At 44.8% G+C, this 22,779-nt stretch carries 26 protein-coding genes; all 26 read right to left on the bottom strand.

What is annotated here, in order from left to right:
• Positions 1-555, bottom strand: coding sequence for a ribosome recycling factor (gene frr / locus FJQ58_RS27755; RefSeq protein WP_139998402.1), 555 nt, complete (start codon positions 553-555; stop codon positions 1-3).
• The gene (gene pyrH, locus FJQ58_RS27750; protein ID WP_140000146.1) at positions 555-1,283 is read right to left on the bottom strand and encodes a UMP kinase; all 729 of its coding nucleotides are present in this window, start codon (positions 1,281-1,283) and stop codon (positions 555-557) included. Before pyrH ends, frr begins: the two co-directional genes overlap by 1 nt.
• Positions 1,284-1,387: 104 nt before the next feature.
• Positions 1,388-2,038 carry a translation elongation factor Ts gene (tsf, locus tag FJQ58_RS27745; RefSeq protein WP_139998401.1) on the bottom strand — a complete coding sequence of 217 codons (651 nt, stop codon included), beginning with the start codon at positions 2,036-2,038 and terminating at the stop codon, positions 1,388-1,390.
• 127 nt (positions 2,039-2,165) lie between these two features.
• Positions 2,166-2,864 (bottom strand): 30S ribosomal protein S2, encoded by a 699-nt coding sequence (gene rpsB, locus FJQ58_RS27740; RefSeq protein ID WP_054028957.1) that lies wholly within the window; start codon positions 2,862-2,864, stop codon positions 2,166-2,168.
• A gap of 179 nt (positions 2,865-3,043) precedes the next feature.
• On the bottom strand, positions 3,044-3,640 hold the full coding sequence (locus FJQ58_RS27735) for an endolytic transglycosylase MltG (protein WP_139998399.1): 597 nt from the start codon (positions 3,638-3,640) through the stop codon (positions 3,044-3,046).
• A complete protein-coding gene (locus tag FJQ58_RS27730; RefSeq protein ID WP_139998397.1) occupies positions 3,633-4,199 on the bottom strand; it encodes a hypothetical protein in 567 nt (188 codons plus the stop codon). The genes FJQ58_RS27735 and FJQ58_RS27730 overlap by 8 nt, the downstream gene beginning before the upstream one ends.
• 36 nt (positions 4,200-4,235) lie before the next feature.
• Positions 4,236-4,565, bottom strand: a complete 330-nt coding sequence (locus FJQ58_RS27725; protein ID WP_139998395.1) for a hypothetical protein — start codon at positions 4,563-4,565, stop codon at positions 4,236-4,238.
• A 35-nt stretch (positions 4,566-4,600) separates the two neighbouring features.
• Positions 4,601-6,007 carry a DUF342 domain-containing protein gene (locus FJQ58_RS27720; protein ID WP_139998393.1) on the bottom strand — a complete coding sequence of 469 codons (1,407 nt, stop codon included), beginning with the start codon at positions 6,005-6,007 and terminating at the stop codon, positions 4,601-4,603.
• 14 nt (positions 6,008-6,021) lie between these two features.
• The gene (locus FJQ58_RS27715) at positions 6,022-6,807 is read right to left on the bottom strand and encodes a FliA/WhiG family RNA polymerase sigma factor (RefSeq protein ID WP_139998391.1); all 786 of its coding nucleotides are present in this window, start codon (positions 6,805-6,807) and stop codon (positions 6,022-6,024) included.
• Between the two features lie 4 nt (positions 6,808-6,811).
• Positions 6,812-7,276 (bottom strand): hypothetical protein, encoded by a 465-nt coding sequence (locus FJQ58_RS27710; RefSeq protein ID WP_139998389.1) that lies wholly within the window; start codon positions 7,274-7,276, stop codon positions 6,812-6,814.
• Entirely contained in the window at positions 7,257-7,751 is a 495-nt protein-coding gene (locus tag FJQ58_RS27705) for a chemotaxis protein CheD (protein ID WP_139998387.1), read from the bottom strand. The genes FJQ58_RS27710 and FJQ58_RS27705 overlap by 20 nt, the downstream gene beginning before the upstream one ends.
• Positions 7,748-8,368: a chemotaxis protein CheC gene (locus FJQ58_RS27700; RefSeq protein WP_139998385.1), complete on the bottom strand. Its 621-nt coding sequence runs from the start codon at positions 8,366-8,368 to the stop codon at positions 7,748-7,750. Before FJQ58_RS27700 ends, FJQ58_RS27705 begins: the two co-directional genes overlap by 4 nt.
• A 3-nt stretch (positions 8,369-8,371) precedes the next feature.
• The gene (locus FJQ58_RS27695) at positions 8,372-8,833 is read right to left on the bottom strand and encodes a chemotaxis protein CheW (RefSeq protein ID WP_139998383.1); all 462 of its coding nucleotides are present in this window, start codon (positions 8,831-8,833) and stop codon (positions 8,372-8,374) included.
• 14 nt (positions 8,834-8,847) lie between these two features.
• Positions 8,848-10,941, bottom strand: coding sequence for a chemotaxis protein CheA (locus FJQ58_RS27690; RefSeq protein ID WP_139998381.1), 2,094 nt, complete (start codon positions 10,939-10,941; stop codon positions 8,848-8,850).
• Positions 10,942-10,983: 42 nt separating this feature from the next.
• Positions 10,984-12,342 carry a protein-glutamate methylesterase/protein-glutamine glutaminase gene (locus FJQ58_RS27685; protein ID WP_139998379.1) on the bottom strand — a complete coding sequence of 453 codons (1,359 nt, stop codon included), beginning with the start codon at positions 12,340-12,342 and terminating at the stop codon, positions 10,984-10,986.
• 26 nt (positions 12,343-12,368) lie between these two features.
• Positions 12,369-13,238, bottom strand: coding sequence for a MinD/ParA family protein (locus FJQ58_RS27680; protein WP_139998377.1), 870 nt, complete (start codon positions 13,236-13,238; stop codon positions 12,369-12,371).
• Complete coding sequence (gene flhF, locus FJQ58_RS27675; protein WP_139998375.1) at positions 13,235-14,449, bottom strand: flagellar biosynthesis GTPase FlhF; 1,215 nt, start codon at positions 14,447-14,449, stop codon at positions 13,235-13,237. The genes FJQ58_RS27680 and flhF overlap by 4 nt, the downstream gene beginning before the upstream one ends.
• Positions 14,446-16,476, bottom strand: a complete 2,031-nt coding sequence (flhA, locus tag FJQ58_RS27670; protein ID WP_139998373.1) for a flagellar biosynthesis protein FlhA — start codon at positions 16,474-16,476, stop codon at positions 14,446-14,448. Before flhA ends, flhF begins: the two co-directional genes overlap by 4 nt.
• Before the next feature lie 22 nt (positions 16,477-16,498).
• Entirely contained in the window at positions 16,499-17,596 is a 1,098-nt protein-coding gene (gene flhB, locus FJQ58_RS27665; RefSeq protein WP_139998371.1) for a flagellar biosynthesis protein FlhB, read from the bottom strand.
• Positions 17,597-17,608: 12 nt separating this feature from the next.
• A complete protein-coding gene (gene fliR, locus FJQ58_RS27660; protein ID WP_139998369.1) occupies positions 17,609-18,406 on the bottom strand; it encodes a flagellar biosynthetic protein FliR in 798 nt (265 codons plus the stop codon).
• A gap of 11 nt (positions 18,407-18,417) precedes the next feature.
• A complete protein-coding gene (gene fliQ, locus FJQ58_RS27655; protein WP_139998367.1) occupies positions 18,418-18,687 on the bottom strand; it encodes a flagellar biosynthesis protein FliQ in 270 nt (89 codons plus the stop codon).
• A 21-nt stretch (positions 18,688-18,708) separates the two neighbouring features.
• Entirely contained in the window at positions 18,709-19,416 is a 708-nt protein-coding gene (gene fliP / locus FJQ58_RS27650; protein ID WP_238404446.1) for a flagellar type III secretion system pore protein FliP, read from the bottom strand.
• Positions 19,417-19,453: 37 nt separating this feature from the next.
• Complete coding sequence (locus FJQ58_RS27645; RefSeq protein ID WP_162341801.1) at positions 19,454-20,053, bottom strand: flagellar biosynthetic protein FliO; 600 nt, start codon at positions 20,051-20,053, stop codon at positions 19,454-19,456.
• Between the two features lie 56 nt (positions 20,054-20,109).
• Complete coding sequence (locus tag FJQ58_RS27640; RefSeq protein ID WP_028611027.1) at positions 20,110-20,472, bottom strand: response regulator; 363 nt, start codon at positions 20,470-20,472, stop codon at positions 20,110-20,112.
• Positions 20,473-20,493: 21 nt separating this feature from the next.
• Complete coding sequence (fliY, locus tag FJQ58_RS27635; RefSeq protein ID WP_139998361.1) at positions 20,494-21,765, bottom strand: flagellar motor switch phosphatase FliY; 1,272 nt, start codon at positions 21,763-21,765, stop codon at positions 20,494-20,496.
• Positions 21,755-22,756: a flagellar motor switch protein FliM gene (gene fliM / locus FJQ58_RS27630; RefSeq protein WP_139998359.1), complete on the bottom strand. Its 1,002-nt coding sequence runs from the start codon at positions 22,754-22,756 to the stop codon at positions 21,755-21,757. Before fliM ends, fliY begins: the two co-directional genes overlap by 11 nt.
• Positions 22,757-22,779 lie beyond the last annotated feature (23 nt).

Below are 22,779 nucleotides of genomic sequence, written 5' to 3'. Positions count from 1 at the left end.
TTATACTTCCATAATTTCTTTTTCTTTAGCAACCAGCACTTTATCAACTTCTGCAATAAATTTATCCGTTGCTTTTTGAATATCTTCCTGATGCCCGCGAGATTCATCTTCAGAAATCGTCGATTTCTCCATTTTCTTCACGCCTTCATTCGCATCACGGCGAATATTGCGAATAGCAACCTTAGCTTCTTCACCAAATTTCTTCGATGTTTTTACAAGGTCTCCACGGCGTTCTTCCGTGAGTGGCGGAATCGAAATACGAATCGCAGTTCCATCATTTGACGGAGTTAAACCCAGATCCGATTTCATAATCGCTTTCTCAATGGCAGAAATGGAAGTTTTGTCCCACGGTTGAATAAATAATGTACGTGAGTCTGGCGTATTGATATTTGCTAATTGATTAACAGGCGTCATAGCCCCGTAATATTCGACTTGAATGCGATCAAGCAGCGCGGGATTCGCTTTGCCTGCGCGTAGCGTAGACAAATCACGTTTCAACGCAGAGATTGCTTTATCCATACGTTCTTCAGCATTTTTTTTGATTTCTTGTGGCATTATTTCGCACTTCCTCTCACTATCGTTCCGATTTTCTCACCCAGTACGACGCGTTTAATATTCCCTTTCTCCGTAATTGCAAATACGATTAGAGGAATATTATTGTCCATGCAAAGTGAGGCTGCAGTTGAATCCATAACACCTAAATTGCGGTTAAGCATATCGAGGTAAGTAAGCTCTTCGAATTTTTCAGCTGTATTATCTTTAAATGGATCAGCAGAGTAAACGCCATCCACTTTATTTTTTGCCATCAGAATAACTTCCGCTTCAATTTCAGCTGCACGCAGCGCTGCAGTCGTGTCCGTTGAGAAGAACGGGTTTCCTGTACCGGCAGCAAAAATGACAACGCGGCCCTTCTCCAAATGACGGATAGCACGACGTCTGATGTACGGTTCAGCAATTTGCTGCATGGCAATCGACGTTTGTACCCGCGTCGGCACATCGATCTGCTCCAGCGCATCCTGCAGTGCCAGTGAATTCATTAGGGTAGCCAGCATGCCCATATAATCGGCTGTTGCCCGGTCGATCCCTTTCGCAGAACCAGCGATTCCGCGCCAGATGTTGCCGCCTCCGACAACGATAGCGACTTCTATGCCAAGAGCAACGACTTCCTTCACTTGGTCTGCAATGGAAGATATGACTGTTGCTTCAATGCCGTAACCTTCATTTCCTGACAATGACTCACCGCTGACCTTCAAAACAATACGTTTGTACACAGGCTGCTCCAACATTAATACCTCCATCATGCACCTCGTCGAATGAGGTCCTATAAAATATGTTCTAATCATACAAGCAGGCGGGGCGGACGCCCCGCCCCGCCTGTGCGTTCGGATTAATGTTTAACTTGAGCCATTACTTCTTCAACGAAGTTGTCAACTTTTTTCTCTAGGCCTTCACCAAGCTCGTAGCGAACGAAGCGACGGATCGAGATGTTCTCGCCAATTTTGCTGATTTTTTCGTTTAGCAAAACCGAAATCGTTTTGTCTGGGTCTTTGATGAACGATTGCTCAAGAAGACAGAATTCTTCGTAGTATTTCGAGATACGGCCTTCAACCATTTTTTCAACGATTTTTTCAGGCTTGCCTTCGTTTAGCGCTTGAGCTTTCAAAATTTCGCGTTCTTTTTCAAGCTCTTCGGAAGAAACCTCTTCGCGGCTAACAAACTTCGGGTTAGCAGCTGCGATTTGCATAGCAACGTCTCTTGCAAACTCACGGAACTGATCCGTTTTTGCAACGAAGTCCGTTTCACAGTTAACTTCTACGATAACACCGATACGGCCGCCTGCATGGATATACGATTCAACTACGCCTTCGGTTGCAATACGTCCAGCTTTATTTGCTGCAGCTGCCAAACCTTTTTCGCGAAGAAATGCAATCGCTTTTTCGATGTCGTTGTTTGTTTCATCCAGAGCTTTCTTGCAATCAAGCATCCCTGCTCCCGTTCTTTCCCGTAGTTCCTTTACCGCGCTAGCACTAACTGCCATTGTAAGCCCTCCTATGATTTGTACGCGAGCTTGTCGCCCCGTAATTAGTGATTTACATTCGAAAAAAGGGCAGTGAGAGGTTTATCACCATCTGACCACCCTTTGTTGACTAACTAAAGCCTTTAAATTAAGCCGTTGTTTGTTCGCCTTGGTTAGCTTCAACGATTGCATCAGCCATTTTCGACGTCAACAACTTAACGGCACGAATTGCATCATCGTTACCTGGGATAACATAGTCGATTTCGTCTGGATCACAGTTCGTGTCCACGATACCAACGATTGGAATTCCAAGTTTGCGAGCTTCTGCAACAGCAATACGCTCTTTGCGTGGGTCAATGATGAACAACGCGCTTGGCAAACCTTTCATTCCTTTAATGCCGCCAAGGAATTTTTCCAAACGGTCTTTTTCTTTGTTAAGAATGATAACTTCTTTCTTAGGTAGAACCTCGAAAGTACCATCCTCAGCCCATTTTTCAAGTTGTTTCAAACGATCAATACGTTTTTGAATCGTTTGGAAGTTAGTCAAAGTTCCACCCAACCAACGTTGGTTGATATAGAAGTTGCCGCAACGTTCTGCTTCTTCTTTTACGGAATCTTGAGCTTGTTTTTTCGTACCTACGAACAGCATAGTGCCGCCGTCTGCAGCGATCGATTTAACAAAGTTGTACGCTTCGTCAACTTTTTTAACCGTTTTTTGCAAATCAATAATGTAAATTCCGTTTCTTTCTGTGAAGATATAACGATCCATCTTCGGGTTCCAACGACGAGTCTGATGACCGAAGTGTACCCCAGCTTCTAGTAGCTGTTTCATGGAAATAACCGCCATTTCTCCAACACCTCCTAATAATGGTTTTTTAGTGCTCCTCCGCTAGTCGCATCTTTCGTCAAAACTTCCGCCGGGCGGAAGCACCATTTGACAAAATTGACCTGCGTGCGTTTTTAACACCGTGAATTAATATACCATAAATACATATTCCATGCAACAATCGATTCGCAAAAGATCGATTAATTTGTCTTTTTATTTGAATTAATTAGATCGGCTTCTGCTTTTGTTAACGGTTGTCCCGTTACTACGGTAATGGCATCTGTTACTGAACTATTCTCATGGAACAAGAAATACCCTGCCCGAACTTGCTTTTTCGACTTTTTCATCTGATTAACAAATCCGGCTTCATCAGCAATGATGCGATTGGCTGCTAACAGCTCGGCCGTCTTGCTAAGACCCGAGCCCGGCTCGATTCGAATCACATGTTCAATTTCCTCAAGCTCGGCTGCTGGAGCCTCCGCAGAGGCTTCAATAACGATATCTGTTGGTGCGATTTCAGGAGCATCTGTAGAAGCGTTATTCTCGGCAACGGGCTCATCCTTGACAGCAGCGGGAGACGCTGTTGGCTGAGTCTCATCTTTCGTTTGTGCCGAATCTCGATCTGCCTGAATCATAGCCTCTACTTCTGCTTGTGTATACAGCTTCTCGCCTTCACCTTGTCCCATAAGCCCTAATCTTTCTCTGCTTTGTTCTCCTGAGAGCATCAACTGAAACAACAGTGCACCTATAATAATTCCAGCTCCCAGGCCAATAAGAAATGATCGGTTCTTAAGCATGAGCAGCCACCTCTTGCTTGGCAAGCTGGATGATAAGCTGGACTTCGCCTTTGTTCATGCCCAGCTTTTTTGAAATCATCTCAATCGATTTACCTTGCTCGTACAGCAAAAAAAGATCAGGATAACGTCCTTGAATCGTTTCTTTCTTCGGAACCTCTTCTTGCAGCGGCTCTACCTCATTTGCTGTGTCTGACTCTGGTGTGGACATATGAAAAGACGGAGTCTGGGGATGTGGCATGGCCTGAATTGTCGAGGAGACAGAAATGGAGCGTGATTCTTGCAATTGTTCAGTAAGTTGTTCACATTTCTTCTCCAGCTCCGATATCCGCTGTTCCTTGCGCTCTGAATCGGATTTAGACTCTTGCTGCGCCTTTCTAACGAGTGAAACGAGCTCCTCATTGTCCTTCTCCATGTTTTCCATAAACTGCTCCAGCGCCGTCTCCATGTTTTGCATCGACTGTTGGGGCACGGTTGCTTCCTGTTTTTTCCGAGGCATGACAAAAGCGCCAACAATAACAACCGCGCCGAGTAATACAATATATTGCAAGTATGGCTGCATCGTTCCTAACCTGCCTTCCTAGGATTGCCTTAAGCTTTAGAGCTTAATATCTAATTTGTGGCCTTTAAACGGATGAGTAGGCTGCTGCGGTTCCTGATCACCGTCTCCGCTCTCCAGCTCTGTTTGACTACGTCTTGCTTGTTTATGAGCTTTATCCTGCTGGCCTTCTTGGTCACTCCGGATATGAAGTCCATTTGACTGTTCGACAGCTGTGTTCTTACCTCTTAAAAGCTCAGTTTGCTTACTTGTTTGTTCTGCCAACTTATTCTGATCCGCTACAGGTTTATGAATAGCTTGTCCATGCATACCGCTGAATTCTTGTGTGCGCGGTACTGACATTTGCAAATCTATCGATTTGAACGTCATCACAACTCACTCCTTTGCGCCAATCATCGTTTACGTTATTTATTGTAAGGAACCATTACAACGTCTCCATCGGAGTACTGGAAAGTGACCCGTTGGGAAGAATCCTTAACAAACTTGGTGTAACGACCAATTACAATTTTGGTTCCGCCAAACACTGTATTGCTTATACTGATTTTTGAACGGTCGGTATCCTCTAGTGTACGTTCAATTTCCAAAATTCTTGTTTTAGTTTCATCATTCTCCAGCATCATTTGACGCTTGGATGCAGTAAGCTTAATGCGTAATGCAAGCTTATCTGGCGTTAACTGGCCAGCAGCAGCCAATTGATCCAAAATAACAAGCGCTTTGTCGGTCTTGTCCAGGTTTTGCATATATTGCTTCAGACTCGCTCTTAGCTCTAGCAGCTCTGCGCGGTCTTCTGGTTTTACGCCAACCTCAATGGTCGTTGCGGTTGACATTGAATTCCCAACAATTCGAGCAATGACAAGATCGCCGGCCTGCACAAGTCCCCCTACGATTAAACCTTTGGTGCCCGAACAGATCACCGTTTTGCCCGCCCTCACATGCGAGTGCATGATGCTTTGGGATACGATGACTTCCTCGCCGGCGATAACGTTTCCATCCTGAATGAAGGTACTTCGGACGTTGCGGCCAGCTTTGACATAACCCTTGTTGCCAGCCAATATGCCTCCTGTAATTTCAATCGAGCCTTCTGTCTCGATTTCAGCACCTTCAACCCCACCGATAACCCGAATATCGCCTGAAGCCTTAACCCGGAAACCGCTCAGAACGTTACCTCGGATGACAACCGTTCCGACAAAATCAATGTTGCCGACGCTGTAATCCACGTCTCCGTTCACCTCATAAACCGGAAACACGTTGATCTTTTCTTTCTCAGTTAGAGAAATGAGACCATCCAGGGCCGAATACATCGCGGTTTGGTTATCGTTCAATACTACATTTTTGCCTACTTTAAATCGTACGTGCTTCCCAACCTTCGGTGGGAGATCTTCCCCCGTAACGGTTTTTCCAGGAGGTCCCGGTTCGGGATCAATACGTTCAGCGATCAGTTGTCCACGTTTTACGTTCTTAAGCTGTACGACCTCTTTGTAATCGACTTTTCCATCTTCGAGCTCGGTTGGCGCATTATTTTTTTTGTCCATGTCAAAAACAAGCTTTATAAAACCGTCTTTGCCATTCAAAGGAGAGTCTCCTTTGGCAACTAACGTTTGTTCCTTGCAATATGCGAGAGGATTTGTCCCAATTTGATGAAGAACATCAGTACGCAAGCCGTAAACGATTCCCTTGCTTCGCAAAAAACGTTCCAGCTCATCCCCATTACTTTCAAATTCATCTGTTATTCGGCTAAATGTTAAAAAGGCAGACAGCTTATCTGCTGACGTCTGGATGCTTAGGTACGATTCTAATTGTAGATTATCCACCTTAACCCCCCTCTCTAATGCTCCATAAGTTGATCTTTATGCTTAGCCAAAGCTCCTCTTAGCCTTAAAATCGCTTTCGAGTGCAGCTGGGAAATTCTCGAAGGTGAGAGTGACATTACTTCTGCAATTTCACTTAATGATAATTCTTCGTAATAGAACAAGGAAACCACCGTACGTTCCTTTTCCGTGAGCTGATCAATTCCTTTTACTAATGATTCTTTTAAATAAAATTCATGTACTTTATGATCCGGGTTTTTCGCTTTATCGTCCACGAGCAACGACATTCTAGTCTCTGATTCTTCATCGCGAATCGGGTCTTCCAGCGAGCAAACGGTAGTGACTGCTATATCTTGCAGCATTGATATAAATTCTTTCTCGGAAACATCCAGATAACGGCTAATCTCGGCGTCCGTAACCGATCGTAAATACTGCTGCTCCAAATGCTGGTAAGCTTCTTCCACTTTTTTTGCTTTTTCACGCACAGATCGGGGTACCCAATCTCCCTGCCGCAAACCGTCAATAATGGCTCCTCGAATGCGCCATGAAGCATAGGTTTCAAATTGCAAACCCCGGCCATAATCGAATTTCTCGATCGCATCAATCAATCCCATTACGCCGTTGCTCGCAAGATCGTCCTTGATTACGTTTTTTGGAAGGCCGATCGCCATGCGATTCGTGACATAATCAACGAGCGGCAAGTACTGCTCGATCAGTTTCTTCTTCGCTTCCAACTCGCCTTGTTCTCTCCAGGCTTGCCACATCTGCAAGTTTGTCAGATGAGGGGTTTTGTGCTCAATCATCGACTCACTCTCCTGTCAGGTGACGAATGGCTTTAACCAATTCTTCAGGCTGTGTATTTTTAGTAGATAATAATTGTGGAGGAGTTAACGGCCGAAAATCTTTTTCTTCATTAGAAAATGAAGCTGCAGACGACGTTGATGTGCCTTCTTGCATTTGCGACTTCAATAAATCGTTTAATTCCTGCGCCTCGTCCGGGGTTTTAAGATCGAACTGAGCGCCCTTTCCTTCCTCGTGCATCGCTTCTGGAAGCTCCCCTACCAGTGAAGGAGGGACAAGAATGTATGCTAATAAGCCCCTTACTCCATACGCAAGAACAAAAAAAGCGATGAAAGCATACATACTCCTAAGCAGCATAACTGTAATCGGATTGTTGCCGATTGAGAAAGCTACCGTCAGCACGGTGCCTAATATTCCAAATACGACATTCCATCGCCACGTTCCCAGCATATCAAATCTCCTTTGTTCCAAACTGAACACTTCTTATCGATAATGTACCGCTAACACTGTCAAACTCAATCGTCCGGCCAAAGCTTCCTCCCGTATCCTGAGACAAGATCGGAATTTTAAATCTCAACAGCATCGCTGTACATGATTCTACATTGCGCGGACCTATTCTCAAGGAATCCGTATGGCCCGACATGGCAAACATTTGTGCACCGCCAGCCATCTTCGCTTTCATCCGTTCGATGTAAGCACCGGCTGCTATCATACGATCTAGCAGCTCGGGGATTGCGGTGTCGGCATATTTGGCCAAATTCATTTTGGTCTCACGGGCAATTTCTGAAGACGGCAGCATGACATGTGCCATACCGGCAATTTTTCGAACCGGGTCATAAAGGGTAAGCCCTACGCATGATCCCAAGCCGGTTGTTTTAAGTATTGCTCCATCTGTTGCGATATTTAAATCTGCCATGCCTACTTTGACCAAATTTTGTTGTATCATTCGCTAACGACTCCCAAAGCCCTGAATATTTTTTCAAACGACTCCGGGTCCGGAATGAGGAAAAAATGTCCTTCAAGCGATTGACAATCCTCTAGAAAGGTCGTTTCAATAAGTAGGGCCGAGTCTCCCATCTCCCCGTACTGCATTAAACCATAGCTAAGGATTGCGCCTGCCATGTCTACTGCTACAGCTGGAACGGATGGAGCCATCGATAAATGCGTAAAATCAGCCAATGAAGACAAATAAGAGCCAGCTAAGATATTGCCAATTTCACAAAGGGCAGAAAGCTCCATTTCTGTATAGCCTTCATGTTCTTCCGCGTTAATAGAAAGCAACTGCCTCAAAATTCGTTTTGCTGATTCTTCTTCAATAATAAAAAACATATTGCCTGGCGCTTCCCCTTCTACGCGAAGGAACACGGCGATTACGATTTGCTCAGAACCGCCGACACGCTCAGCAACCTCTTCAAATGGTAGCAAACTAACTTTGGGTACTGCCATATCTACGGGTTTGTCTAACAAGCGAGATAATGCGGTTGCTGCATTACCCGCGCCAATATTGCCGACTTCTTTCAAAACATCAAGCTCAAAAGCTTCAAAGCGGCTAAAAAGACTCACGCTCTATACCTCTAACTGCTCGATTTGGATAATTTCGTTTTTGTTCAATACTTCAGACAAATTGAGCATGATGAGAAGTCGACCTTCACCAAGCTTTGCAATGCCCCTTAAATATTTGGCTTTAATGCCCCCAACAATCTCAGGCGGCAAATCGATCGTATCGGTGTCGATATCAATAACATCATTTGCAGAGTCAACGATAAATCCAACCTCAATGTCAGCCACCGCTACGACGATAATTCTCGAATTTTCTGTTGGAGTCGTTTCTGTCAGATTAAAACGGCCGCGCAAATCAATGACCGGTACGACAACACCGCGCAAATTAATGACACCTTTTATGAATGTTGCTGTTTTTGGTACGCGTGTAATCGGAGATAATCTTTCAATCGTGCGAACCTTGTCTACTTCAATTCCGTACTCTTCGTTGCCGAGCGCGAACACGATAACTTTTAATTCTTCTCCCATCGTAAAAGCCCCCTTTATTTGATTAATGCATTCGGATCTATAATCAATGCGACATAACCGTCTCCAAGTATCGTAGCGCCAGACACCGCTTCAACGTTCGTTAAGTATTTACCTAACGTTTTCAACACGATTTCGCTTTGGCCAATGAATTCGTCAACCATAACCGCAGCCCACTTTTCACCTTTGCGAACGACTACGATTTCAGTTTCCTGCTCTTCATTTTCATTGAAGTCAGGTGAATCCAGTACTTTGCTTAAGGATACGAGCGGAATAATTACATTTCTGAATTCAATCATCTGATTGCCATGCACATGCAAAATTTGCTCCTTGCGGATAATACCAGTTTCAACAATCGAAGTTAATGGTATCGCATATTTCTCAGAGCCAAGCTTAATTAGCATTGCTGATATAATGGAAAGCGTCAACGGCAGCTGTACAGAGAACTTCGTGCCTCTGCCGAAAGCAGAATCAATCGTTACATTACCGCCTAGTGACGTGATTTTAGACCGAACAACGTCAAGGCCAACGCCTCGTCCCGAAATGTCGGATATTTTATCGGCGGTACTAAAGCCTGCAGCAAAGATCAACATATTGATTTCGTCAGGTGAAAGCAGCTTCGCTTGCTCCTCTGTGACAACGCCGTTTTTGATCGCGGTTTTGAGTACGCGCTCATGGTGGATGCCACGACCGTCTTCCTCAACTTCAATGAAAACATGATTCCCGCTATGGAAAGCACGTAGGTGAATGGTTCCCGTCTCCGGTTTGCCTGCTGCAATTCGCTCTTCCTGTGTCTCGATTCCATGGTCAACGGAATTGCGCAGCAAGTGAACAAGCGGATCTCCAATTTCATCGATAACCGTGCGGTCAAGTTCAGTATCAGCGCCGGTAATCACCAAATCGATTTTCTTATCCAGCGACTTGGCCAGATCTCTGATCATCCGTGGGAATCGATTAAATACCGAATCTACTGGCACCATCCGAAGCTTGAGAACAATGCTTTGCAGATCCGAGCTCACCCGTGTCATATGCTCAACGGTTTCCGTTAAGTCATTCCGTTTAATTTCGCTGGATAGCTGTTCAAGCCTTACGCGGTCAATCAGCAATTCACTGAACAAATTCATCAGCGTATCCAAGCGCTCGATGTCCACACGAATCGTTCTGGATACGTTCGCTGGAGCTGCTTGCACAGCAGGCGCTGCCGCTTTGCTTGGCGCAACCTCGCGCGGGGTATCCGCTTTAGGCGCAGTCTGAGCCGGTAATGCTGGTGACTGCTCAGGCACCTCAACCTCAACAGCTGCGGCTGCGTTCGATTGGCTAAGCACAGCTAACGACTCTGCATCGAGCAAGGTAACGACCGCTGCTTCGATTTCAGAGATGTTAAGCAACTGCGTTTGGAGATCTTCCTGACCAAGACGACAGATCGTAAATACTGTAAAGGTAAAATCGAATTTTTCCTGCTCAATGTCTTGCACGGAAGGATCGGATTTAATCACTTCTCCATTTCGCTCGAGCAGATCAAAGACCATGTAGGCACGAACAGCCTTCAACAAGCAATTCTCACGAATCGAGATTTGGATGTGAAAAACGTTATGTCCAGATTCTACGGATTGCAACAAAATGGATGATTGGAATTCATCCAGCAGCATCGCCCCTGATGCGCTAGATGATGCGGTTCCAGATGAGCTAGCAGCTACTGTAGGCGTTTCAAGCGCTTTTCCTGCGCTATAATCGCTTTTCAGTATTACTTGCAAGGAAGCGACAATCGACGTTACGTCTGCTTTCCCTGTTCCGCCCCCCACAATATCCTGTACCATAGCTTCTAGAGCATCAAGCCCTTTGAACAAGGTATCAAATATAAAGCTATCCATCTTAAGCTTGCTATTGCGAACAAGATCCAGCACGTTTTCCATTTCATGCGTCAACGCAGCCAAATCCTCGAAGCCCATCGTGGCGGACATCCCTTTCAGCGTATGAGCTGAACGGAATATATCTTGAACGATACTGAGTTCCTCAGGTTCGCCTTCCAGCCGCAGCAAATTTTCATTTAATGCTTGCAAGTGATCATTAGATTCATCAATAAACATCGATAAATAGGCATTCATATCCATTTTCGAGCACCTCCTGTTAGTATGTTTAAGCGCTTGTCCAATCTATTTCATCACTGCTTGCACAAGTTGCGGAGCAATGTGCTGCAGCGGCAATACTTTATTCACACAACCGGCTTCAACGGCAGATCTCGGCATGCCATATACGACGCAGGTTTCCTCGGCCTCGGCAATCGTGGTCTCAATTCCACATTCAGCAAGAAGCTTCATGCCTTTGGCGCCATCACTTCCCATCCCCGTCATGATAACCGCGTGACGCTTCAACTCACGAAAAGGGGATATCGATTCAAAAAGCACGTCAACCGAAGGACGATGTCCGTTTCGTTGTGGCTGCTCGGTCAAAAGAACCGAATAGCCTGCAGTATCCTTTGAGAGCTCCATGTGGTACCCCCCAGGTGCTATATAGACAACCCCAGCTGACACTCGTTCCCCCTGCTCTGCTTCCACGACTCGAAGTTCGCTAAAGCTATCTAACCGCTGAGCAAGCGATTTGGTGAATTTAGGAGGCATATGCTGAACGATGAGCACAGGTGCTGGAAAATCTGCTGGCAGCGAAGTAATGACTTCATGAAGCGCTCTTGGTCCGCCCGTTGAGGTTCCAATGGCTACGATGTGTTTAAAAGCTGCAGTAGGAGCGGTAGCTGCCTTTTTATGAACAGCCGGTGGTTCTCCCGGCGCCAATTTAGGTATCATTGGCGTTTTCTTGTTCAAAACGCTTTGTGCGGACTCTCCTGTTTGTTTGTTAATCGTTGAAGCTTCATCCGGCTTCTTTACTGTTATTTTTTTATGTAAGGGATCTGCCGCTTGCTCAGTGAGCTTCTTTCCTTCTTTAGGCAGGGTCGGCTTGCTTCTATCTTTACCATCAACTTTTATTTTCGCCGTCAATGGATCAACATACGATGTTGTCTTTTGTTTTGGAGTTGCAGGCAATTCTTTAGCAGAAGCAATTTCTTCTATTACAGCAGAAGATTTTTCGCTAATCGATATGATTGGCTGGTATCGCTTAGTTATCACGGCAATTCGCAGCTTTTCAAGCAAAAAGTCGCCCACCTGATGAATATCGTTCGAGATTACGCTTGACGGTTTCCTAATAAAGTCGAACGCGCCAAATTGCAGCGCTTTGATCGTTTCACGAGTATTGTCCTCACTTATCCCTGAGAGCATGATTACTGGCGTAGGAAGCTCTCTCATAATGATTTGCAATGCTTCAATACCGTTCATCAATGGCATTTCCAAATCTAGCGTAACGGCATCCGGCTTCCATTTATGAACCGCTTCTACCGCTTCTTGACCATTAACTGCTGTTGCTACAATTGTAAATTGAGGATCTTGAATAATTAAATCGCTTATGATTTTCCTCATAAACCCGGAATCATCAACAACCAGTATGCGATAAGGAGCCATTTTATTTCCTCCTCACTTCCAAAGGATTATCTTGAGAGTCTGAACATTTTGTGCAAAAATCCTTTGATGCCACTGCTATTTGCAGAGCCTTGCGCAATCTCCAGAAAGTGCTTAGCGATTCGATCAATCGCAACGGATGCTTCGCTTCCCGGATAGGCGACTGTAAAAGGGATTTGACGCTTCACCGCTTTGGATACATTCGGGTCGTCAGGTAAAATGCCCAAATGAGGCAATTCCGAATGCAGAAACCGTTCAGCAACCATGCTGATTTTTTCTGCGGTTTGCTTGCCTTCCCGATGATCCATAGCACGATTGACAATTAATTTAAACTGAACATCCACTTCCATACCTTTTACCATTTTAATTAAGGCATAGGCATCCGTAATGGAAGTTGGCTCGGGGGTGGTAACTACGATTGTCTCTTGTGCAGCGGTAATGAACCGCACCGTTTCCTTTGAGAGACCGGCACCCGTATCGAATAAAATGATGTCGTATCGGCCGTGAAGCTTGCTTATTTCTTCAGCAAAACGATCTAGCTGCTCTACTGATAGGTCCATTAAATCCCGAAATCCGGAGCCGCCTGCAATAAAATGCAACCCCTCCGGTCCTTCTTGGACAATTTCCCAAATGGTTTTTTCCTGCTTGAGCAAATGATATAGATTGTAAGTAGAGGTAACTCCCATCAGCACATCAATATTGGCCATCCCAATATCAGCATCGAATACAAGAACCTTTTTTCCCAGACGCTGAAGCGCCAAGGCAAAATTAAGACTGAAATTCGATTTGCCCACGCCGCCCTTTCCGCTGGTTACGGTTATAACGCGCGTCGTGCGGCCTTCATTTTGGAGCTCCTGTTTTTTAACTAAATTTCGTAATGCTTCGGCCTGGTCCATCATAGGTTCTGGCTCCTAAGAAGCTTCTGAACATAAGGCCTGACTTGAAACCTCTCTATGTCATCCGGAACCGTTTGGCCACTTGCCAAATAGGTAGGCAGCAGTTCGAAATTCATAATCAGGTTGAAAATCGCTCCATAAACCGAAGTTTCATCAAGCTTTGTAAACAGTACCTTTCGAACGCCATATTTGCTGAATTGATCGGCTACTGCAGCCATATCGCGCGTTTTCCCTGTCATGCTTAGGACAAGAATGGTTTCGCTTGGTTCAGTCGTTTGAAGCAAACTGTTTACCTCGGATACATGAAGTTCGCTTCTGAAATTCCGACCTGCCGTATCCATATAAATCAGTTCCTGCTCCGCCAGCTGCTTGAACGCTCTGGGCAAATCCATTTGTGAAAACACGACCTCAATCGGTACATTTAAAATGTTCGCGTATGTTCTTAGCTGGTCTACGGCCGCAATTCTGTACGTATCGGATGTGATAAAGCCAACCTTACGTCCATTTTTAATCGTTTGCTCTGCTGCCAGCTTTGCAATAGTCGTAGTTTTGCCTACGCCGGTTGGCCCAACGAAATGAACGACCCTGGCATTGCTGCTGATGCCGCTTCCTTCATAAGGGCGCAGCCACTCCTCCAATTGAGCTTCAGCCATACCCCAAACCTGTTCCCCGGTAAGCTCAACCCGTTCTTCCGCTTGTTTATCAATTATCGATTGAACCAAACGTTCAATCCATTCCGCATCCATCTCTTGGTCAATCAAATGATCCTTTAACAAAATCAAATGCTCATTCATCGCATGATTGCTGCTTTGTTGTTTGGATAGTTTGACCATGTATTCCCTTAAATCACGGATCTCATCAATAATGAACTGTTCGCGTTCCACTCTAGCTGGGTTTTCCTTTATCGGCTGAGCAACGCTTGGTTCCATTACCGCTGTGGCCGCAGTTGCTGGAGCACGCTGCGCCGTTTGCAAGATTTTCTCAACCGCTGCATCCACTTGAGGATTCGTGTTCCTTTGCGGCTGCGATGGTGGATTGGCCTGATTGGATTCGATAGCTGCAATCACTTCCATCTTTTTCTTGCGAAACATCCCCATAAAGCCGCCAACCTTAATTTCCTTTGTATTCAAAATAACGGCGTCTTTGCCAAGCTCTGTCCTGATCATAGAAACTGCCTCGGGCAAGGCATTGACTATATATCGTTTTACTCTCATAAATTCACCACCCCGACGCTTTGAACTTCAATGTTCGGTTCAAGCTCACTGTAGGAAAGGACAGGAACATCCTGCATGGTTCTCTCGACAATCTGTCTCAAATACATGCGAATGGTCGGTGATGCCAGTACAACAGGCTGCTGACCTGATTGGATTTGACGATTAACATGCTCGTTTAGCTTTTGATAGATTTGCTGAGTAGATACAGGGTCGAGCGCAATGTAGGTCCCCTGCTCCGACTGCTGCACCGATTCGGCAATTTTTTTCTCCAATTGAGGACCTACTGTAATCACGCGCAGCGTGTCTCCTCCAGATGAGAATTGCTGCGTGATTTGCCTGGATAAAGACTGCCTTACGTATTCAGTCAAAATATCAGGATCTTTTGTATAGTTTCCATGATCAGCTAACGCTTCAAAAATAGTAACCAGGTCTCGAATGGATACCTTTTCCCGCAGCAGCTTTGCCAGAACTTTTTGCACATCGCCAATTGTGAGAATCGAAGGAATCAATTCATCGATAAGCGCTGGATACGACTCTTTCACATTTTCAACCAGCTGCTTCGTTTCTTGACGGCCGATCAGCTCATGTCCGTGACGTTTAATAATTTCAGTTAGGTGAGTCGCAACTACGGATGGAGGGTCTACAACCGTATAACCTGACAACTCCGCGCGTTCTTTCATTTGCTCGTCAATCCATATCGCTGGAAGCCCAAACGCCGGTTCAGTCGTTTCGATACCAACAACCGAATCGTCTTCGAATCCGGGACTCATTGCCAGATAGTGATTAAGGAGAAGATCACCGCGCGCAACCGTATTCCCTTTGATTTTAATAACGTACTCATTAGGTTTTAACTGTATATTGTCCCTAATCCGAATGACCGGAACGACAAGGCCAAGCTCAAGCGCGCACTGCCTGCGAATCATGATGATTCGGTCTAGCAAATCCCCGCCCTGCTGTGTATCCGCAAGCGGAATAAGTCCATATCCGAACTCAAACTCAATCGGATCAACCTGCAAAAGGCTAATGACACTTTCTGGACTGCGCACCTCTTCGATCTGCTGCTCTTCGACAAGCATTTCCTCTTGGGCTTGCTGCTTATTAATCGCTTTTTGCATATACCACCCGCCAAACGCTAACATAATGGCAAATGGCCATGTTCTGAGCGGACCGATTGGCGTAAGGCCAAGAAGTCCGATTGTACCAGCTGCAATGAATAACAATTTAGGATATTTGAATAGCTGAGATGTGACATCCTCTGCCAAGTTCCCATCTGATGCCGCCCTAGTTACTATTAAACCGGCAGCTGTTGAAATAAGCAGTGCAGGAATTTGACTGACCAAACCATCACCGATTGTCAGAATAGAGAACGTAGATAAAGATTCTCCAAAACTTAGGCTGTGAATCGCCATTCCGATGATAAAGCCGCCTACAAGGTTAATAACGAGGATAATGATGGATGCAATAGCATCCCCTTTTACGAATTTACTGGCACCATCCATCGCACCATAAAAATCCGCTTCGCGCTCAATCTTAGAGCGCCGATCCCTTGCTTGCTGTTCATTAATTAAGCCAGCATTCAAATCCGCATCGATACTCATTTGTTTACCTGGCATCGCGTCAAGCGTAAATCTGGCTGCTACTTCGGCAACACGCTCGGAGCCTTTGGTAATAACGATAAATTGGACGACAACGAGGATGAGGAAGACGATAAAACCAATCGCAATTTGACCGCCGCCTACCCAGCTGCCGAACGTAGCTACAACTTCCCCAGCTTCTGCATGCGATAAAATATTTCTTGTGGTGGAGACGTTTAACGCTAGCCTAAATAGGGTAGTGATTAAGAGGATTGCCGGAAAGATCGAAAAATCCAGCGCTTCTTTCGTATTCATAGCAATAAGCAAAATCATCAATGCGATTGAAATGTTTAAAATAATGAGGATATCAAGTAGTAGGACTGGGATCGGGATTATCATCATGAGCACAATTCCAATAACGCCAAAAAGTACTACAAAGTCCCTTGCTTTCATGACGCCGCCTCCTCCCGTAGTGTTATGATGATTTCACGCGGCCTTTCATCTTATAGACATATGCAAGCACCTCAGCCACAGCTTGGAACAAGTCCGGGGGAATGACATCGCCTATTTCCGCTCGTTCATAAAGCGCTCTGGCCAATGGTTTATTTTCCATCGTAACCACACCGTTTTCTTTGGCTATCTCTTTAATACGAAGCGCAACGTGATCCATTCCTTTTGCAATGATCTTGGGCGCTTCCATTTTCGTTGCATCATATTTCAAAGCAATAGCAAAGTGCGTGGGATTTGTAATAATAACATCCGCTTTCGGAACCTCCTGCATCATTCGCTGCAAGGCCATTCTTCTCTGCCGTTCACGAATCCGTCCCTTAATGATCGGATCACCTTCCGATTTCTTGTATTCATCCTTAATGTCTTGCTTTGACATTTTCAAGCTTTTGTTATGTTCATAGCGCTGATAAAAATAATCGGCAAGTGCAAGCGCGGTTAGAACGGCTCCGATTTCAATGCCAAGCCTGACCGTCAATCCAGCAGTAAAGCTAAATATTTGCTGAATGGGCAAACTCGCAAGCACTAATATGCGTTCCCATTCTTTAGAAATGGCTAAATATACGAGCACTCCTATAATCAGGAGCTTTAAAATACTTTTTAAAAACTCAACAATCGTTTTTGCCGAAAAAATTTGTTTGAACCCATTAATGGGGTTAAGCTTGCTAATTTTCATTTTAAGAGGATCGCCCGTTAGTAGAAAACCAAACTGAACGACATTTCCAAGAACGCCTACTAGAATCGTAATTGCAAAGATTGGCATTAGAATGAGTAATAGTTCCATTGCCAATTCGGTGAAGAGCGACATAATGTTTCCACTAGTAACATCCATCAATAGCCAATCTTCGAATAAACTGTTGAATAACTCCATAATATGATTTTTATAATAACTACCTAGCATTATGAAGCCCATAAAAACAAACATTAATATAAGAGAACCAGGCAAATCAGAGGATCTGGCAATTTGGCCTTTCTTTCTAGCTTCACCTTTTTTCTTCGGAGTTGCTTGCTCAGTCTTCTCTTGGCTGAACAGCTGAAGATCAAGTTTTAGCCGGTAATCTAGCACGTGCGCTTCCTCCTATTGCCCTTCAGGCGGCGGTCCTTGCACAATTCCGAATAACTGCTCCATAGAATCAAACATTATGGAAAACAATCTTTCGAATAAACCAGCAAGACTTGGCATTAACAGTATAAGCAAAAACAAGCCTATAATGAGCTTTAAAGGTATCCCAATAACAAACACATTAAATTGCGGAGCTGTTTTAGTTAAAAAACCAAGTCCAACATCCGTCAAAAACATGGCAACGACTAGCGGCGCAGCGATTTGAATGGCGAGCAAAAAAGTATTGCCTACCACTCTTGTTAAAAAATCAGTTATGCCGCCACTCATCAAACGACTAAACAATTCATTGGATAAAGGCATCCATTTATAACTGTCCATAAGGCCTGTCAGCAAAAAATGGTGCCCGTTCATCATTAAAAAGACAACAATAAGCAGCATGTATTTGAAATTACCGAGCAGCGGGGCTGATGTGCCCGTATGTGGATCTACAATGTTCGCCATGGCAAAACCAACCTGCAAATCCATAAAGGCGCCGGCGGTTTGCACGACGGTAAAAAACAGGTAGACAACATACCCCATGAGGACACCGATCAATATTTCGCGCAGCAGTACAAGTATATACTCTGCGTCCGGTACAATTGTTTGCTGCATGCCATACGTTAAAAATACGATAAAGGAAATGAAAAAACCTAATCCGATTTTAAAAACATTCGGCACGCCTCGCGAAGAAAAGACAGGCGCGACGACGAAAAACGCAGTTATTCGACAAAAGATCAACAAAAAAATAGGGAAACCTTGTACGATCGCATTCATCCACTCACAACCTAACCGATGTAATTATGAAGATTGTTCAGCAGATTATAAGTGAAGTCGATAACCGTATTAAGAATCCATGGTCCAAATATGATGATCGATAAGAATACTGCTACGATTTTCGGTACAAAAGCTAATGTCTGCTCCTGAATCTGTGTGGTTGCCTGAAATATGCTGACAAGTAAACCTACGACCAAAGCAAGAACGAGCATTGGCGCACTGGCTTTCAATACAACGAATACGGCCTCGCCGGCCAATCCGATTATGAAATCAGTACTCATCGAGCGTCCCCCCTGCTGAAATCACGTGTTGAAACTTAATAACAACGATTTTACGATCAAATACCATCCATCCACTAATACAAACAGCAGCAGCTTAAAGGGTAACGATATCATGACCGGAGGTAGCATCATCATCCCCATCGCCATCAAAGTGCTGGCGACGATCATATCGATAACCAAAAATGGGATGAAAATCATAAACCCCATCTGAAAGGCTGTCTTAAGTTCACTTATGGCATAAGCCGGAATGAGAACGGTAATCGGAATATCTTCAAACGTTTCAGGCTTTTCTGTTTTCGTATAATTCATAAAGAGCATTAAATCCTTCTCCCTTGTATGGGAGAACATGAATTTCTTCATGGGAACAGCTGCTTCCTGAAAAGCCTCTGTCTGTGAGATTTGACCTTTCAAATAAGGCTGCAATGCCACTTCATTCACCTGAGAGAATGTCGGAGCCATAATGAAAAATGTTAAAAACATGGCAAGACCGATTAATACCTGATTCGGCGGCATTTGCTGTGTGCCTAGTGATGTTCTGACGAAACCAAGAACAATAACGATTCGGGTAAAGCTTGTCATCAGCACCAATATAGCGGGTGCAACGCTTAGAACTGTTATTAATAGAAGAAGGGATAAAGCGCTAGTTCCAGGCGTATCACCGTTTCCGTTCCCTATATTGATGGAAACATCGGGCAAAGGCTCCGCAAAGGCTTGGTTATGAATAAGCATTCCAAGCAGCTGTACAGCAACGATTGATATCCACCACTTATTTTTCATCGTCCATCAACCGTTCATTTGGTTTAGATTCATGCAGCAATGATTCCAATTGTTGCTTACGGTCAGCTTGTTGGCTGAGCTTGCTATGTAACAAGTTCTGGAATGAATCCGCATTATTCCACTGCTCATTTGTTGGCTCCGGCTCGGTTTTCCCGTTCCGATTTTTCAGCTTGCTTAACAGCTGGGAAGCAACATCCTTGGACCAAACCGTCTCTTGCTGGCGTTCCAATGCGGCAATGACCGCACGAACATCCTCCGGATCCTCCAGCTTGTCAATCAATGTAATGTTCTCGCCAATGCCCACAATGTAGATGCGGCCTGCAATTTCAATTACTTGAAGTGAGTTGTTTTGTCCTAGCGCAAGACCGCCGAGCGAACGAAGCGAACGATTCGTTCCCCACGATCGGCTGCGCTGAGACAACCATTTAATGACCAATATAATTAATACGATAACAATCGCTAACGCGACGATAACCCAGACTAAGCTTCCCGCTAAATCCTTTGTGCCACTGAACACCATCTGTTCATCATTGTTTGCGCTGCTGCCGTCTAAGGCAGCAGCAGCCGCAAAATGAGGCCATATCGCCATCCCAAGAGCAGACACCATTGAAATGCGCGAAGGTAAGTTAAGCATAAGTCTTACCGTTATCCGAGAGTTTTCTTGATCGCTTCGATAACGCGATCAGCTTGGAACGGTTTGACGATGAAATCCTTTGCGCCTGCTTGAATCGCATCAATAACCATCGCTTGCTGACCCATCGCTGAACACATAATGACTTTTGCGTTGCCATCCAGCTTTTTGATTTCTTTCAGTGCAGAAATTCCGTCCATTTCAGGCATCGTAATATCCATTGTGGTCAGATCCGGTTTCAATTCCTTGTACTTCTCAACTGCTTGTGCGCCATCTTGGGCTTCACCGACGACTTCGTAGCCGTTCTTTGATAAAATGTCACGAATCATCATGCGCATGAAAGCTGCGTCGTCTACGATAAGAATGCGGTTTGCCATCTTTTTTATCCTCCTAGGATGCTATTGTAATTTTTGAATTCGGTCCCATTGGCTTACGATATCCGTTACGCGAACACCGAAGTTTTCATCGATTACAACAACCTCGCCTTTGGCGATCAGTTTATTGTTTACAAGAATATCCACGGGCTCGCCAGCTAGCTTGTCCAGCTCGATAATCGAACCTTGCGACAGCTCCAAAATATCCTTAATTTGCTTTTGGGTCCTTCCTAATTCTACAGTGACCTTAAGCGGTATGTCGAGAAGTAAATTGAGGTTTGTCTCATCTTGCTGCAAAAATGGAGCATTGCCAAAATTAGCAAATTGTACAGGCTGTACGTTCACATTGCGATTTGCTGCATGTCCATATGTATGCGGCCCAGGCGGTTGCATTGGCATATCATATCCTGCAGCAGGCGTTTGATATGGCATGGGCGGTTGTTGCTGCATCGGCGGCGCCATTTGCTGCTGCGGAGCAGCATACATCTGTGCAGCTGCAGCCGTCTCTTGCATAGCTGTCGCATGTTGTACTGGAGGCGCAACTGCTGCTGCTGCAGCCGGCGCTGTTGCAGCCGGTGTAGTCGCTACAGAAGGCTCATCTACTACTCCCATCAAAATATCAACCATTTGTTTGGCAAATGGTATTGGAAGAAGCTGCATAATCGTAGAGTCAATCAAATCCCCGATAGTCAGGCGGAATGAAATTTTGATAAACATATCGACCGGTGGCAAATGCTCCATGCCATCACCGTTATGTACATCTAAAATATCAATGCCTGGGGGCGAAATATTAACGAAACGATTGAAAATCGTGGACATGGAAGTCGCTGATGAACCCATCATTTGATTCATTGCTTCTTGCACGGCGCTAATATGAATTTCATTCAATTCTTCTACCGTAATATTCGTTCCTTCCCCCCCGAGCATCAAGTCCGCAATAATTTGAGCATCCTTCGTCTTGATCACGAGTGAGTTTATGCCTTGGAACCCATCCACATATTGCACACTAACAGCAACATGAGGTTTAGGGAAAATATCAGCGAGCTCATCTTTTCTTACAATCGTTACCTGTGGAGTCGTGATATCAACCTTTTTGCCTAGCAAAGTCGATAATGCCGTAGCAGCACTTCCGAAGGTGATATTCCCAATTTCTCCAAGTGCGGATTGTTCCATTTCGGACAAAAAGTCTGAAAGTTGAGTCCCAGCCTCGGAGGTCTGCTCCGACTCCGGTTCATTGGCGGATTGGCGAAGCAATGCATCAATTTCCTCTTGGGACAAATAGTCCTTACTCATCATGGTCTTCTTCCTCTCCTTCGCTGACAACCTCGTCTATTTGAACAGCCAGACGATCCTTGACGGAACCCGGACTACCAATAAACTTCAGTTTGTCTCCAACTTTAATTTTCAGACCGTCATCGACTGATTTATTGAGCGAAATAACATCCCCAATATTCAAACCTAGGAATTCTTTAATCGTAATCGATGATTCCCCCAGCTCAGCTACAATCGGTAGCTTCGCTTTGTTTACACGCTGTTCCAGAATTTCAACCTCTTCTGGCGCGCGTGCTTTCTTCTGGGAAACGAACCAATGATGGACGGATAGTCTGGACATAATCGGTTCTATGACGACATGAGGAATACAAAGATTGATCATGCCTGTCGTATCTCCGATTTTGGTACTGAAAGAAATAAGTGCAATGGTTTCATTTGGAGATACAATCTGCATAAACTGCGGATTCGTTTCCAACGCTTCCAGCCTAGGAGAAATATCTATAATCGTTTTCCAGGCTTCCTGCAAACTTTCAAACGTCCGGCTGAAAATTCGCTCCATAATGATCGTTTCAATTTCCGTCAGGTTGTTAATTTTTGAAGGCGCTATTCCTTGTCCGCCCAGCATGCGATCAAGCATGGCATAAGCTACGTTAGGATGAACCTCCAGCACCATTCGACCTTCCAGCGGCTCTGCTTCAAAGATATTTAGAATCGTCATCTTTGGAATCGAACGAATAAACTCGTCATAAGGCAATTGCTCGACCTGCACGACATTTATTTGAACAAAGGTGCGTAGCTGCGCTGAGAAATAGGTTGTCAAATATCGCGCAAAATTTTCATGAATCCGGGTTAAGCTTCTAATATGATCCTTGGAAAAACGTACGGCACGCTTAAAATCATAGAGACTAACCTTCCGTACCGTTTCTTCTTTTTTCAAATCCTCTGCATCCATTTCACCGGAATCCAAGGCCGCGAGTAGCGCATCAATCTCATTTTGCGATAAAACATCAACCAAATATCTCACCTCCTTCGAGGAAT

It is taken from the genome of Paenibacillus paridis (genome assembly GCF_006345825.1).
Lineage (GTDB): Bacteria > Bacillota > Bacilli > Paenibacillales > Paenibacillaceae > Pristimantibacillus > Pristimantibacillus paridis.
Note: the sequence above shows the minus strand (reverse complement) of the source record. Positions and strands in the feature narration are given on the sequence as shown.

What these genes read in the sequence shown, in the direction of transcription:
- frr (WP_139998402.1), bottom strand. Translation starts at nt 555, where the DNA reads ATGCCACAAGAAATCAAAAAAAATGCTGAAGAACGTATGGATAAAGCA.
- tsf (WP_139998401.1), bottom strand. Translation starts at nt 2,038, where the DNA reads ATGGCAGTTAGTGCTAGCGCGGTAAAGGAACTACGGGAAAGAACGGGA.
- rpsB (WP_054028957.1), bottom strand. Translation starts at nt 2,864, where the DNA reads ATGGCGGTTATTTCCATGAAACAGCTACTAGAAGCTGGGGTACACTTC.
- FJQ58_RS27735 (WP_139998399.1), bottom strand. Translation starts at nt 3,640, where the DNA reads ATGCTTAAGAACCGATCATTTCTTATTGGCCTGGGAGCTGGAATTATT.
- FJQ58_RS27730 (WP_139998397.1), bottom strand. Translation starts at nt 4,199, where the DNA reads ATGCAGCCATACTTGCAATATATTGTATTACTCGGCGCGGTTGTTATT.
- FJQ58_RS27725 (WP_139998395.1), bottom strand. Translation starts at nt 4,565, where the DNA reads ATGACGTTCAAATCGATAGATTTGCAAATGTCAGTACCGCGCACACAA.
- FJQ58_RS27715 (WP_139998391.1), bottom strand. Translation starts at nt 6,807, where the DNA reads ATGATTGAGCACAAAACCCCTCATCTGACAAACTTGCAGATGTGGCAA.
- FJQ58_RS27705 (WP_139998387.1), bottom strand. Translation starts at nt 7,751, where the DNA reads ATGATACAACAAAATTTGGTCAAAGTAGGCATGGCAGATTTAAATATC.
- FJQ58_RS27695 (WP_139998383.1), bottom strand. Translation starts at nt 8,833, where the DNA reads ATGGGAGAAGAATTAAAAGTTATCGTGTTCGCGCTCGGCAACGAAGAG.
- FJQ58_RS27690 (WP_139998381.1), bottom strand. Translation starts at nt 10,941, where the DNA reads ATGGATATGAATGCCTATTTATCGATGTTTATTGATGAATCTAATGAT.
- FJQ58_RS27685 (WP_139998379.1), bottom strand. Translation starts at nt 12,342, where the DNA reads ATGGCTCCTTATCGCATACTGGTTGTTGATGATTCCGGGTTTATGAGG.
- FJQ58_RS27680 (WP_139998377.1), bottom strand. Translation starts at nt 13,238, where the DNA reads ATGATGGACCAGGCCGAAGCATTACGAAATTTAGTTAAAAAACAGGAG.
- flhF (WP_139998375.1), bottom strand. Translation starts at nt 14,449, where the DNA reads ATGAGAGTAAAACGATATATAGTCAATGCCTTGCCCGAGGCAGTTTCT.
- flhA (WP_139998373.1), bottom strand. Translation starts at nt 16,476, where the DNA reads ATGAAAGCAAGGGACTTTGTAGTACTTTTTGGCGTTATTGGAATTGTG.
- fliR (WP_139998369.1), bottom strand. Translation starts at nt 18,406, where the DNA reads ATGAATGCGATCGTACAAGGTTTCCCTATTTTTTTGTTGATCTTTTGT.
- fliQ (WP_139998367.1), bottom strand. Translation starts at nt 18,687, where the DNA reads ATGAGTACTGATTTCATAATCGGATTGGCCGGCGAGGCCGTATTCGTT.
- fliP (WP_238404446.1), bottom strand. Translation starts at nt 19,416, where the DNA reads ATGCTTATTCATAACCAAGCCTTTGCGGAGCCTTTGCCCGATGTTTCC.
- FJQ58_RS27645 (WP_162341801.1), bottom strand. Translation starts at nt 20,053, where the DNA reads ATGGCGATATGGCCTCATTTTGCGGCTGCTGCTGCCTTAGACGGCAGC.
- FJQ58_RS27640 (WP_028611027.1), bottom strand. Translation starts at nt 20,472, where the DNA reads ATGGCAAACCGCATTCTTATCGTAGACGACGCAGCTTTCATGCGCATG.
- fliY (WP_139998361.1), bottom strand. Translation starts at nt 21,765, where the DNA reads ATGATGAGTAAGGACTATTTGTCCCAAGAGGAAATTGATGCATTGCTT.